This window comes from Vibrio sp. Sgm 5 (assembly GCF_026241575.1).
GTDB classification, from domain to species: domain Bacteria; phylum Pseudomonadota; class Gammaproteobacteria; order Enterobacterales; family Vibrionaceae; genus Vibrio; species Vibrio jasicida.
In genome coordinates this window covers 1-13222 of the sequence record NZ_JAPHPY010000020.1, presented here as the reverse complement: position 1 = coordinate 13222, position 13222 = coordinate 1, and the positions used below count along the sequence as shown (strand labels likewise).

The 13222-nt window shown below is 44.9% G+C and carries 10 protein-coding genes; 7 read left to right on the top strand and 3 right to left on the bottom strand.

What is annotated here, in order from left to right:
- Positions 1 to 184 precede the first annotated feature (184 nt).
- Positions 185 to 577, top strand: a complete 393-nt coding sequence (locus OQJ86_RS12690) for a ribosome recycling factor family protein (RefSeq protein WP_265987981.1) — start codon at positions 185 to 187, stop codon at positions 575 to 577.
- 84 nt (positions 578 to 661) lie between these two features.
- A complete protein-coding gene (locus OQJ86_RS12685) occupies positions 662 to 1111 on the top strand; it encodes a YHS domain-containing (seleno)protein (protein WP_265987979.1) in 450 nt (149 codons plus the stop codon).
- A gap of 70 nt (positions 1112 to 1181) precedes the next feature.
- Here the strand turns inward: OQJ86_RS12685 and OQJ86_RS12680 are convergent, their stop codons facing one another.
- On the bottom strand, positions 1182 to 1703 hold the full coding sequence (locus OQJ86_RS12680) for a DUF2058 domain-containing protein (protein WP_038865060.1): 522 nt from the start codon (positions 1701 to 1703) through the stop codon (positions 1182 to 1184).
- A gap of 427 nt (positions 1704 to 2130) precedes the next feature.
- On the opposite strand from OQJ86_RS12680, the gene OQJ86_RS12675 reads away from it, so the two are divergent.
- The 5 genes from OQJ86_RS12675 to OQJ86_RS12655 are packed head-to-tail and all read left to right on the top strand — an operon-like array spanning position 2131 to position 11536.
- Positions 2131 to 2730 (top strand): DUF1449 domain-containing protein, encoded by a 600-nt coding sequence (locus OQJ86_RS12675; RefSeq protein WP_265987978.1) that lies wholly within the window; start codon positions 2131 to 2133, stop codon positions 2728 to 2730.
- 21 nt (positions 2731 to 2751) lie between these two features.
- Positions 2752 to 4839 carry a peptidase gene (locus tag OQJ86_RS12670; protein ID WP_265987977.1) on the top strand — a complete coding sequence of 696 codons (2088 nt, stop codon included), beginning with the start codon at positions 2752 to 2754 and terminating at the stop codon, positions 4837 to 4839.
- Positions 4840 to 4897: 58 nt separating this feature from the next.
- Positions 4898 to 9757: a DNA repair ATPase gene (locus OQJ86_RS12665; RefSeq protein ID WP_265987976.1), complete on the top strand. Its 4860-nt coding sequence runs from the start codon at positions 4898 to 4900 to the stop codon at positions 9755 to 9757.
- Complete coding sequence (locus OQJ86_RS12660; protein WP_265987975.1) at positions 9758 to 10462, top strand: phospholipase D-like domain-containing protein; 705 nt, start codon at positions 9758 to 9760, stop codon at positions 10460 to 10462.
- A 15-nt stretch (positions 10463 to 10477) separates the two neighbouring features.
- The gene (locus OQJ86_RS12655; RefSeq protein WP_265987974.1) at positions 10478 to 11536 is read left to right on the top strand and encodes a toxic anion resistance protein; all 1059 of its coding nucleotides are present in this window, start codon (positions 10478 to 10480) and stop codon (positions 11534 to 11536) included.
- Positions 11537 to 11677: 141 nt separating this feature from the next.
- On the opposite strand, the gene OQJ86_RS12650 is transcribed toward OQJ86_RS12655, so the two are convergent.
- Together OQJ86_RS12650 and OQJ86_RS12645 are read right to left on the bottom strand one after the other, a co-directional pair.
- A complete protein-coding gene (locus tag OQJ86_RS12650; protein ID WP_038876674.1) occupies positions 11678 to 11875 on the bottom strand; it encodes a hypothetical protein in 198 nt (65 codons plus the stop codon).
- A 163-nt stretch (positions 11876 to 12038) separates the two neighbouring features.
- Positions 12039 to 13130: an alkene reductase gene (locus OQJ86_RS12645; protein WP_265987973.1), complete on the bottom strand. Its 1092-nt coding sequence runs from the start codon at positions 13128 to 13130 to the stop codon at positions 12039 to 12041.
- Positions 13131 to 13222: the final 92 nt, after the last annotated feature.

Genomic DNA, 13222 nt, shown 5'->3' with positions numbered 1-13222 from the left:
TTCATGTCACCTCTTGCTGAAATATAAAAGGTGTCAGAATCTTTAAAGTTTATTGAGCGAGCAAGAATAAACCTTGTATTTTCGACTAAAATCACCACCCTTTGAAAACGATTAAGTTTTCTCGATGAAAAAATGAGGCGAGCTGTTTATCATAGGCAACGAAATTAACCATGCCACTATTGTGATGACTGACAAGATTATCTCCATCCCTCTACCATCTTTGATTCACCGAATTGGTGGTGATCATGCTAAGCGAGCCAAAGCTATCGCCGCAGAGAACAAGTGCGAACTGAAGCGTATTCGACGTTCGCGTAATTGGGAAATTGCAGGTGAGGCTTTGGATTTGAAAGCGTTCCTCGATCATATCAAGGCAGAAGAATCTGAGCCAATGCGATTTGTGATCAACAAAATGGAAGTTGGTCTTGCCAAGCACAGCGATAAGCTTGAACCTTTGGAAGCCAAGCTGATTCGATTAGTCTTGGAGAATCCAAACATTACTTTGGCGGAGCTAATGTCGGAAACCAACTGTACCATCGCCCAAGCTCGAACGGCGCGTTTCGATGCTGAGATGCTATAAACCTGAAAGTTTCTTCTCCTATTCCCTGTCTATATAGGTAAGCGATTGATTATCAAACATCGGATATTGTAGAGAAGAAAGGTTATGAAGCTGATATTGAAACTGTTTAGCGTATTCTTCATTTGGGGGAGTTTGACGCTTCCTGCTTTCGCTCTTGATCTTGTTTATAGCGACTTTCTCGGTAAAGCGATTCGTGGTTATGACCCTGTCGCCTACTTCACTCAATCAAAACCAGTCAAAGGTGACAGCGATTTCACTTATCGTTGGAATGATGCCAAATGGTACTTTTCATCGACTGAAAATCGGGATGCATTCGTGAAAAACCCTGAGAAATTTGCACCGCAATATGGCGGCTATTGTGCTTGGGCAGTGAGCAAAGGCTATACCGCCAAGATAGATCCTAATGCGTGGAATATTCACGATGGAAAGCTCTACCTAAACTACAGCAAATCCGTTCAAGCCTCTTGGCAGCAGGACATTCCGGGCAACATTGCGAGCGGGGATAAAAACTGGCCGAAGTTACTTGCAGAATAACGAAGTCTAACAAGATAAAAGGTCGCTATTACAGCGACCTTTCTCAATTTTGGTTCCATGAAATGGAGCATTACCACATCAGATCGTCTGGTACGACGAAATCTGCGTACGGGTCATCTTCTGCAGGGATATCCGCTTCTGGTTCTTTCTGTTCGATGATCACAGACTCGTCACGTTGAGCAATCTTGTTCGCAACAGGACGAGGAATGACCACATAGCTTTCACCAACGATGGCGATTGCCAAGATGCCTTTGATCAACTGATCACGGACAAGTGAATCGACATAGAGAGATTTCACTAGCGTGCCGTGAGTGAAATTGTATTTGATGTCACCATCTTTCAAATCAAGCTTGTTCATTTCGATTAGCTGAATGATTTGCGCTTTAACTTCTTTGCTCAAACGCTCGTTGTTTTGCTGCTCGCTAAGTTGCTTGTCACGTTCTAACTGCTGACGTTTGTTCTCTTCAACCGCCGCTTTTACTTCGCGGGCTTGAACGCGTGATTTTTTAGAGCCTTTCTTAGCTTTCTTCAGTTTTTTCTCGTTAACCAAGCCTGCTTTTAGCATCTGCTCTTGAAGGGTAAGTTTTGCCATGTTCTATCCGGTTAGTGCGCAATTTTGTGCATTTTAACCAGTCAGAAGACGCAAAGGAAGAGGGGGAAGTCCTTCTCATTGATATTGAGTTCGCTAAGGTAAGGAGAACAATGGAAATGAGCAATGGTTAAAATATAGAACTTGATTCGATAAAAAATAGTAAAAATAAAGAGACTATCATTCTGTAATATAATTGAGTAATTATTAGATAATTCCAACGGCCTTTACTTTAGTGTGCTTATTGTTATTTATTCTTTGATTTATTGTAATGTTGATAATATTAGTGATCGTTGATGTAGTCGGTTTGTATTTTATTGGTTTTAATTTTGTCGATGTCAATCACAAAAAAAAGTCAGAGCAAGAAAATTCAATTTATGATCCTTTATCATAGCCCGATAATCCTCATCGTTGAAATCTACTATTTGTAATGATCGATATATTGCTGTCTTTTCCGACCAATGTGTTCTTTGTGCCGTTTGTTTTTCTTCTCTTGACTATGTGCATCGATCTCATCTTTAATGTTGTTGATGTGGCGGTCGCAGACATCGATTTATTTGAATCGGGAAATCTATTTAGTGGTGGGCTCTTATTGCCCCCTATATTATCTAAAGTCCCACTAGCGGTGGGCCTGTGCGTGAGTTTCTTCTTTGCCACCATTCTGTCTTTCTATTTGTCTTCGTTTATAGATCAATACATTAGTTCTACTGCAGCGATGATTGCGAAAGTCGTTTCTATCCCAGTTAACTTCTATTTGTCTTTGTATATTAGTGCCAAGCTATTAAGCCCATTAGCGCCACTCTTTGATAAGAACAAGGCGTTTGCAAAGGTCGATTTTGTAGGGATGAAAGCAAAAGTTCACAGCAGTGAGGTGAACAGTCAACGTGGTGAAATTATTGTTCATCATAATGGCAGCGAATTTTTACTGGATGCACGGATTTTTGAATCTGATGTACCCATTGAATATGGGAACGATGTTGTGATCGTTTTTCTCAATAAACAAAAAAAATATTACATTATTAATCAGTAGCTAGAAAATTAAGGAGCAGCTATGCAGATTTCTCCAAGTCTGATATTCCTTGGGATTGGTATCGGGATTTTTTTGATTATTCTAATCTTTCTCACCACCCGATATAAAAAGGTTCGAGGTGAAGGCGACGCATTAATTGTCAATGGACTGCATGCCACGCGCGCTTCTCTAACTGGTACTTTTGTATGGCCAGTGATCAACAAATTTGAGTTTATGGATATTACTCGTAAGAAGATCTCTGTTGTTCGAAGTGGTCGCAAAGATCAAGAAGGTGAAGAATACGAAGGCCTTCATTGCCGAGACAACATTCGTGCGGACCTTAAAGTTGATTTCTACATCGGTGTGAATCACGAAGAAGAAGACATTGTTCGTGTTGCAAAACTTTTTACTGCCCATGATGCTTCTAACCTAGAGCGCCTAAAAGAGCACTTCCAGCCAAAGTTCTCTGAAGCACTGAAAACGGCAGTGAAACAGTTTGAATTTGAAGAGCTGTTAACTAATCGCCGTGCGTTTCGTGATGCCGTTGTTGATGTAATCGGTAGCGAAATGGATGGCTTCAAAATCTATGACGTTGTGATCGATAAAGTCGACCAAACGGCTCTAGATGCGCACAGTCCAGGCAACATTCTCGACGTAGAGGGTATTCGTAAAATCTCTGCTATCACGGCGCAAAAGAACACGGAAACCAACGCGATTCGTCAGGATGAGCAAACGACCATCAAGAAGAAAAACGTTGAGGCTGAAGCGAACCGCCTACAGCTTGATAAACAAGAGAAAGAGAGCATTGCTCGCACTCAGCGTGAAGTCGATATTATCAAAGCGCAAGAAGAAGCATTGGCCGCTGAAAAACGTGAAGAATATGAGCGAATTACTAAGCTTGCGGAACTTGAAACCGAGGAAGAAGTCGCTAAGAAACGTGAAAGTGTCGAGATGGAAGTCGAAATGACACGTATTGCAAACCAGCGTCAAGTAGCGATTCAACAAGAAGAGCTCAACCGTTCCGTAGAGACTGAGCGAGTTCGTACTTCAGCGGAAGTGGCTGAAAAAGAAATGCAGAAAGAGACGACGGTCGAAGAAGCGATGAAGTCTGTCGCAGAGACTCGTTCTCAGCGCGTTGAAATCGAACGTAAGATCGCGCGCGAAGAGGAAGAAACAGAAAACTTGCGCGTGAATGAGCGCGTAAATCGTGAAAAACGCATCAAGCTGACGGAAGCGGAAGCGGTTGCGGAATCTGCTCAGATCGAACTATTGGTTGCGGCTCGTGCAGAGAAAGACGCAGCTCGTGAACGTTCTGAACGTATCTTGATCGAAAACGAAGCCGAGATGAAAGTGAAAACACGTGACGCGGAAAATGAGTTGGCAGTGAAGACTCGCCAAGCTGAAGCGGAACAGGTGGTCACAACCAAACGTGCGGAAGCAGAGTTTGTAGCGAAAGATCGTGAAGCCGCAGCGAAAGAGCGCATGGCACAAGCAGAGAAAGAATTGATTAGGGCAACAGGTCTTGCTGAAGTGGAAGTAGAGCGTGAACGTGCGCTTGCGATCAAAGAGACGGGTGAAGCAGAAGCCTACACCTTGCAAAGTGCGGGTGAAGCGGAAGCGCAAGCTCTACGTGCGAAAGGGTTGGCAGAAGCCGAAGCGCAAACTGCTCGCTTTGAGGCGGCTCAGCAATACGATGATCATACGCGTGAACACGACAAATGGGTGATGCAGTTACAGCAAGAGAAAGACCTTGAATTGGCGCGTATTGATGCTCAGAAGACTGTGGTCGGAGCGAACGCTCAAGCCTTGGGTGAGGCGCTATCGAAAGCAGATATCCGTTTGTTTGGTGGTGAAGGAATGGAGCAAATCCGCCGCACAATCATGGATGCTGCTGTCGTTGACGCGAAGTTTAACGAATCAGAGGTTCTTAACCCACTGGTCTCAGATTATGTGAATGGCAACCGTAGCTTGCCGCAAGACATCAAAGACGTGTTAGAGAGTACGGAACTGAAAAGTAGTGATTTGAGTAACGTTGCTTTAGCGGGTTTGCTGAATTCACAAGGTGGCGCCGCGGAGCTGATGAAGAAAATTCAAAGCTCATTAGATACAACAACCAGCGATAAATCTTAACCTTTCATTCTCTCTAAAAAATCCCGCTTCGTTGTAAGCGGGATTTATAGGTATTAGCATGTCAGATATGACTCAAAAAGCGGTGAGTGATGCTGGTGCATACGATGTTTTAAAGACGCGTTTGTTGCAGCAAGGCAGCCAGCTAAAGTCTCTCTCCCAATCCTTCAATCAGCAACGTCAAGAAACGTTTGGCGATCAAGATTTCAAGTTGATCGGCAAGGTCAATGTTCAAACCGATGCTAAGTGTATTCCGATCGACATGGCTCAGGTAAACCAGCATTTATTGTTCGGTTATCATGTCCAAGTCGGGATGAAAGCGACCCCTTCGTTAGATGATGTCTTCGGGCTTTATCAGCTTCACGAAAATGAAGGTACGTTCCGTGTAGAGCGCCTTCCACTTGAATCCAGTTTTTTATCGGATTCTCGTTTTACCCATGAATTGACGGAACTGTTTACTTACTACCGAGACGCGAGGCTTTCTCAAATCTCTCGTCAAGAAAGCACGCTTTACCTCGCCTTCAAAATCGGAATGCGCCCGGAAGACAGGAAAGTATTTCGTTTTCAGATCAACGCCCACTCTATCGAGTACATTGATTCTTTGGGGCAAAATGCGCTAACCAGTGTTCCTCAACATGATTTTGATTGGACCCCAACAACGCGAGATGATCATGTGCTTGGCGATCATCCGCATGTATCTATTCAAGATAAGCTGTTTGTTGAATGTGTGGGTGGGGACTTAACCATCAAGGTGGAAGACAATACCAAAGATGGCAAAGGTATCTACAGAGAGGAAGTTGAAGATCCTCATCAAAGCGTTGCTGATGCACAGATCGACTACGCGTTTGTCGGAGACTTAATTGCGCTTCGAGTAAAGCCTAACCGAGAAAAACACGCTCGATACTTCCTCTACAATTCAGTGAATCAGTCCGTCGTAAGGGCTGATGCATTAAGGGCAAGTGCAAAAACGTTACCTGAAGATCATGGTGTGCTTTACGCTAATGGTTATGTTTTATCAAATGGCGAAGACAAACAGTTCGCCTTTGAAGCTGACCAGCTCAAGTTTTTCCAACAGATCACGTCACCGAATGGTGAAGACATTCTTTATATCTTTTTCAACGTCGTTGAAGGTTATTACATCGCCTACACCTACAACTTGATTGAAAAGAAATTTGAAGCGCCAATGGAAAGCCATGGTTACAGCTTATACCCAGATGGTCGCTGGTTAGTGTTTCAACTGTCAGAAAATGAAGAAGCGTCTACCATCCACCCAATGAGAATTTGGGATACGCCATTTTCTACACCAGAGCACTATGCGAAGGTCAATGCGCAAACTCAAGGCAGTAGTCCACTGTTCAATCTTGGTAATACCGAGCTAGTGCGAGCACTGTCTTCTGTACTTTCGATTTGCCAATTAGCACAGGGTGAAGAGGTCACTCAAGCGGCCTATGAGGTACTGATAAAGCAGTGTCGTTCAACGCTCGATCACTACACCTGGCTCAATCATGATTACGCTTGTGGAATAGGCAGTGCGATCAATGAACTCATGGGGACTACCGATAAGATCATCGATGAGTTTGCCAAAGTTCAACAGCTACAAAAACATGCAGCAAGCAGTCTTGATGAGCAAAAATCTGCGGTTTCCGAGCTTATCGGGAAAATCAAACTGGCACCCAAAGAGCAAGCGAACACGCTACTGAGTTTACTTAGTGAGGTAAAAGGGCAAGTTGGCGTGACTATGTCGCTCCGTCAGCAGCATTATATTGATGAGGTTCAAGTTGACCGTTTGCTTGAAGAATTACAGGCACAGCGTGAGTCACTTAACCTACACTTGCTCACTCTTCTTCAGGACGAAAAAGCGTACGTCCCGTTCAAGAAGCAAATTCAGAAAATCGAGTTACAACTCGAAGAAGTGAGCAAAACGGCGGAGATTCAGAAACTAAGCGAAGAAGTTGAAACACTTCGTCATGAGCTTCAAATAGTGACGGAAGAAGTTACAGACATCGAAACCGAAGACCCGACACAAGCAACTCGGATCTTAGACCTCACCACAGAAGTAACGTCGCTGCTTAACACTGTTTCAGCCAAGCTAAGAGCAAAATCTCAAGGCTTACAAAGTGAAGAAGCTCAAGCGGAATTTAGTGCTCAATTTAAGCTGCTCAGTCAGTCGGTGAGCAGTGCAATGGAGCAAGCGTTAACGCCAGATGATTGTGATACCCAGCTAGCTAAGCTCGTTGGGCAACTGGATAAGTTAGAGTCGCGCTTCGCGGATTTCGACCAGTTTTTAAGCGAGATTTATTCAAAGCGTGATGAGATCCAATCGACACTGGATAACCACAAGCAACAGCTCATAGCGGGTCAACAACGTCGAGTTCAAAACTTGCTCCAAGCGGCGAATGTCACTATGATCAGCGTAGAAAAGCGCGTTGAACGATTTGATGATGTCGCAGGGCTAAATAGCTACTTTGCTACTGATGCAATGGTACTTAAGCTACAACAGTTGTCTCAGACTATTCGTGAGCTTGGCGACAGTGTGAAAGCTGACAGTGTTGACGCAAAATTGAAATCGCTTCAAGACCAATCTTTGCGTGCGCTACGTGATAACCAAGACATCTTCGAGAAAGGTGGAACCGTTCTGCGTTTGGGCAAGCATAGGTTCAGTGTGAACCAGCAACCACTTGACCTCAGTTTGGTCGATCAAAGTGGTGAATTGGCGTTACACATTTCCGGTACGGATTTTTACCAAGCGGTTGAAGATAAAGTATTCCTCGACTTGCAAACCGTTTCTCGTTTAGACGTAGCCTCAGAAAGTGAAGATATCTATCGAGCGGAATATCTGGCGTATTTGATCTTGCATCAAGCTTCTATCAATCAAGATGGGCAGAGCCTAGAAACGCTTTATGAAGCTTTCAAAGAAGATAAGTTGAATGAACTCGTTCAACGCTTTGCGGCACCACGTTATCGAGAAGGGTACGTCAAAGGTATCCACGACCACGATGCAGTCAACATTTTACGTAAAGTGCTGCCTGTTTATCAGCAAGCGGGTTTACTACGTTACAGCCAAACTGCTCGCTCAAAAGCCATCTTGTGGTTACTGGAGCAAGATGCTGAAAAAATAGAGTATTATCAACAACAGGCACAAAACGCGAAGTTATTACGAGAGCATTTAAATGCATCGCAAGCGTATCAAGAGCTGCAAAAACAACTGGTTGATTCCCTAAATGATCAACATGAAGCCGCTGACTACCTTGCGCAGCTATTGAGTGAGCAAGATTGGCAAATTGAAGTGAGTCAGGATTCTCTTTCTCTCTGTGAAGATTATTTGCAATTCAGACGCAGTTTGGGCTGGCAACCTCAACCGCTCAGTTTTACTGAATCATTTAACGATCACCACCAGTGGCTCAGTGCGTACACTACGAAAAAGCAATACGGTCAAGCATTCGCGTGTGAGGCTGCAACGGTTGCTGTCGTGAATACCATGTCTGAGCAAAGGCTAGGTAGTGTCGACTTTTCATTGGTGTGTCATGTCGAGGGGTTATTGGGAGAACACGCTCGAATAAACAAGGGCAGTGTAGAGCTCGTATTGGATGACTTTATTCAAAGAAACGAACATCATCGAAGCTCGGTGGTTCCGAACTTCGAAGCCTATCTATCCCAGCGTACCCAGTTGCTGAACTCTGCCAAAGAAGACTTTCGTCTTGGTGAATTCAAACCTCGCCCATTGACGTCATTTGTTCGCAACAAGTTGATCAGTGAGAGTTACTTACCTCTTATTGGCGACAACTTTGCTAAGCAAATGGGCACGTTAGGCGACAAAAAGCGTACTGACTTGATGGGTATGCTACTTCTTATCTCTCCGCCTGGTTATGGTAAAACGACGTTAATTGAGTATGTTGCGCACAAATTGGGTTTGGTGTTTATGAAGATCAATGGCCCATCCATCGGTCATCAAGCGACATCCCTCGATCCAGCCGACGCCCCTGATCAAAATGCGGCGCGTGAAATTGAAAAAATTAACCTCGCGTTCGAGATGGGCAACAATGTGTTGCTCTACTTGGATGATATTCAACATACCCATCCTGAATTTTTACAGAAATTCATCTCACTCTGTGACGGTACACGTCGCATAGAAGGTACATGGAAAGGGAAAACGAAAACCTACGACATGCGTGGCAAAAAGTTTGCCGTCGTGATGGCGGGTAACCCGTACACCGAGAGTGGCGAAGCGTTCCGAATTCCAGACATGTTGGCTAACCGTGCGGACATCTACAACCTCGGTGACATGCTGTCTGATCAAAAATCGATCTTCGATTTAAGCTTTATCGAAAACTCGCTCACCTCCAACAATGTTCTTGCGCCTTTAGCAACGCGAGATCTGAATGATTTATACCGCTTTGTCAGAATGGCAGAGGGAGAAAATATCGCCTTGAGTGAGATGAGCCATTCGTACTCTGCGATCGAATCTGGTGAGATCGTGACAACCTTGCAAAAACTGATCATGGCGCAGCAAATTGTCTTGAAGGTGAATCAGCAGTACATCAAGTCAGCCGCAACAGCGGATCAGTATCGTGTCGAACCGCCATTTAAGCTGCAAGGCTCGTATCGAAACATGAATAAACTGGCGGAGAAAATATCGTCAGTGATGACCGACCAAGAGATGAATACGCTGCTTCAAGATCACTATCAAGGTGAAGCGCAAACTTTGGCTGCGGGCACTGAAGAGAACCTACTTAAGCTTGCAGAGCTACGTGGTGACATGACGGATGAACAGCGAGCTCGTTGGTCTGAAATCAAAGAAGGGTATCAGCGTCAGCAAATGATGGGTGATTCCGAAGACCGAACCGGACAGGTGGTGCAGCAACTTGCCATGCTGAATCAGCACGTTGCTCGCTTTGGTAACCATGAACAGGAGGGCAACTAAATGAGTCGACAGAAATGGTCTGCATGGTTGGAGGCCTCGATACAAGATTACCGCCTAGATGATAGTGAGCGAAGAGAGCTCCAATCGGAGCTGCAGGGTTCGGTATTAAGTCATGAAGACCGTTCATACCTGCGGAATTTGAGCTTTAAGCTTGTACAGCAAGAAATACAAAACCAAGGTGATGCAGCCGCTTTGGTTCGCTGGTTAGAGCGAGTGGTCAAAGTCTTAGACAATGTAATGAGTGCGAATTCGGCAGATACCGCGTCGAGTTGGTTTTCACCGGGTAGAGCGTGCGCATCCGGCATTATTGAACAGCTGAAACTGGCCCGTCATTCAGTGGATATCTGCGTTTTCACGATTGCAGATAATGACTTAACCGATCAGATCCTTGCGGCGCATAAAAGAGGCGTGGCGGTCCGAATCGTGACCGACAACGACAAAATGTACGATAAAGGCAGTGATGTTGAATATCTTGCAGCACAAGGTGTGGCGGTTAAAATTGATACCACTCGATATCATATGCACCATAAGTTCGCGATATTCGATCAACAACGGTTGATCAATGGCAGCTTTAACTGGACACGCAGCGCTTCTAAATACAATCAGGAAGATATCACGCTTACCGACGACCGCAGGTTTGTTTCTGCGTTCTTAAGACAATTTGAAACGCTATGGCAGAAGTTTCCTTGCCATAAGCCGTCATAAATATAGGGAGATCCCATGACCGAATTGATGAATTCTGAACATCAGGTACTTGAGTTGGACGCTACTCCTCACATCGTCGCACTCGCAGAGCAATTTGATGCGTTTGACAGTGTAGCGACGATCACTTTTGGTAAAGAGGCGCTGGAAAAAATCACGGCTTTCTCTGACGAAGTGTTAGAGCAAGTCCGTGTTCGCGACAGTGGTGACGCGGGCGATATTTTGCATGCAATGGTATCGTCCATGGACAGCGCTGAATTCTCAAATTTAGGCAAAACCAGCTTGTTATCGAGACTTCCTCTAGTCGGTGAGCTTTTTGATTCATTCAAAAAATTCTCGGCAAGTTTTGATTCAGTGAAAAGCCAATTGGAACAGCTTTCAGGACGTTTAGAAGCACAAGAGATGAAGTTGGCTCATGATATTACCCAGCTCGATACGCTCTATGATCATAACTTAGATCTGCTTGGCGGATTAGAGCAGTACATCGCCGCTGGTAAGTATAAGTTAAATCAACTTACTCAGAATGTGTTACCAAGCTTACTGGCACAATCTGAGAAAAGTGGCGACGCGTTGGATGCCCAGAAATATCGGGATGCGACCCAAGCCGTTGCGCGTTTAGAAAAGCGCGTGTATAACCTTGAGCTTACTCGCCTTGCTGCTATCCAAACTGCGCCCCAGATTCGATTGTCTCAAGAAGGCAATAAAATGCTGATGGAAGACATTCAAGATATCGTGCACAACACCTTCCCATTGTGGAAGCGCCAATTCTTGATTGCGATCTCTAATTACGAAAAAGAGAAAGCGTTGAAGGTAACGCGCGCGGTGAAGGATTACACCAATAAGCAATATGTACAAAACGCGGAGAAACTGAAGGCGTTAGAAGAACAAATTGCAGAAAACTACCAGCGTGGCATTCTCGATCTCGATTCTCTAGAGACCGTGAATCAACTGACGATAGAAACGTTGAACAATACACTATCGCGAGTGAAGGAAGGCAGAGCGCAACGCGAGCAGGCTCAGCAAGTGATTGAGCGGGCAGAGGCGGAACTTAAACAAGCGCTTCAGCAAACCTTGTAAGGTGAATCATCGAGAAATCACTCCCTTACTCATTTTTTATATACTTGTAACTAGTAACAGAAAATAGGGAGTGATTTTTTTGTAAAAGAGACAGCGTGGTTTTGTGCCGAGTTTACAGAACCACATCAGCGGTGATTGCGCTTACATGTGACCAGAACCATGGAACATGCCACCGAACATTCCGCCAAATATCATCCCTAAAATGCTGAAGATGATCCCTAGAATGATCATCGCAGGAATGGAAGCGATAGCGAACTTGACCATAAAGATCACCATCGACATAAATGGCATCTTAATATCAACAACCGTCACTTCTTGTTTTGTAGTTTCATCAGACACGAGCGTTCTCCTAAATTTGCATTCTGAATATGCAGCCAGTTTATTACACTCAAACTTAAGAAAACGTTGAGCTGCGTTGCGTTTTTCCCTTTATGGGATAACAACTGATTAATTTGAGAAATACGGCACGCTATGAATCGCTATCAGAAGCGGGTAAAACCGTTCAACCGAGCGCCGGATAATCCGTATAGCCGTGTTCACTGCCACCAAACAGTGTTGAGCCATCCAGGTCAGCCAGAGGTTGTTGGTGCTGTAAGCGCGCCACCAAATCTGGGTTAGAAACAAATGGGCGTCCAAATGCCACTAAATCTGCATAACCTTTCTCAAGCACCTCGTCAGCACGATCTTGGGTGTAACTGCCCGCGACGATAATCGTGTTGGTGAAGTATTCGCGCAGTTCGATGCGGAAGCTTTCTGGAATCACGGGGGCGTCGTCCCAATCTGCTTCAGACAGGTGTAAGTACGCAATATCACGAGCTTGAAGTTGTTTCGATGCATCGAGGATGGTTGGAACAATGTCTGGGCAGTTCATGTCCTTGAAAGTGATGAAAGGTGCGAGTCGTACTCCCACTTTGTTGGCACCAATGGCTTCGCTCACCGCATCGACCACTTCTAATAAAAAGCGAAGTCGGTTTTCGCGAATTCCGCCGTAGTTGTCGGTTCTGTGGTTTGAATTAGTACGTAGGAATTGGTCAATCAGGTAACCATTACCGCCATGGATTTCAACGCCCTCGAAGCCTGCTTCAATCGCCCGTTGCGCGGCATGGGCAAAATCACTCACGACACGGTCAATATCGGCTTGAGTCATGGCTCGTGGCTCTACACAATCGACCATATTGCCGTTGCCTTGCTCGTCGGCAATCCATACTTGGGTTTCTACTGGCTTTAGTGCTGATGGGGCAATAGGCTGTTCGCCTTTTTGAAATGTAGGGTGTGATACGCGGCCAACATGCCATAACTGACAAAACATCGCTGCACCTTGCTCTTTTGCTGCTTGAGTGACGGTTTTCCAGCCTGCCACTTGCTCATCAGTGTAGACGCCTGGTGTGAATGAGTAACCCTGCGAATCGTCTGAAATCTGGGTGGCTTCAGAGATGATTAAGCCTGCGGTAGCACGCTGCTTGTAGTAAGTTGCCATCATTTGGTTTGGAATGTTTCCTGGTTGGCTGGTGCGCGCTCGGGTCATTGGTGCCATGACTACGCGGTTTTGTAGACCCAGTTGTTTTAGCTGTGCTGGTTCAAATAGCTTACTCATGATCGGTTCCTTACTTAACCTGAACTCGGGATAAAAATAGAAGTGAACTAAAAGCTGGTTCTGCGATCAGATCTTTCAACCAAGAGAGAACA

What these genes read in the sequence shown, in the direction of transcription:
- OQJ86_RS12690 (WP_265987981.1), top strand. Translation starts at nt 185, where the DNA reads ATGACTGACAAGATTATCTCCATCCCTCTACCATCTTTGATTCACCGA.
- OQJ86_RS12665 (WP_265987976.1), top strand. Translation starts at nt 4,898, where the DNA reads ATGTCAGATATGACTCAAAAAGCGGTGAGTGATGCTGGTGCATACGAT.
- OQJ86_RS12685 (WP_265987979.1), top strand. Translation starts at nt 662, where the DNA reads ATGAAGCTGATATTGAAACTGTTTAGCGTATTCTTCATTTGGGGGAGT.
- OQJ86_RS12645 (WP_265987973.1), bottom strand. Translation starts at nt 13,130, where the DNA reads ATGAGTAAGCTATTTGAACCAGCACAGCTAAAACAACTGGGTCTACAA.
- OQJ86_RS12660 (WP_265987975.1), top strand. Translation starts at nt 9,758, where the DNA reads ATGAGTCGACAGAAATGGTCTGCATGGTTGGAGGCCTCGATACAAGAT.
- OQJ86_RS12680 (WP_038865060.1), bottom strand. Translation starts at nt 1,703, where the DNA reads ATGGCAAAACTTACCCTTCAAGAGCAGATGCTAAAAGCAGGCTTGGTT.
- OQJ86_RS12675 (WP_265987978.1), top strand. Translation starts at nt 2,131, where the DNA reads ATGATCGATATATTGCTGTCTTTTCCGACCAATGTGTTCTTTGTGCCG.
- OQJ86_RS12655 (WP_265987974.1), top strand. Translation starts at nt 10,478, where the DNA reads ATGACCGAATTGATGAATTCTGAACATCAGGTACTTGAGTTGGACGCT.
- OQJ86_RS12670 (WP_265987977.1), top strand. Translation starts at nt 2,752, where the DNA reads ATGCAGATTTCTCCAAGTCTGATATTCCTTGGGATTGGTATCGGGATT.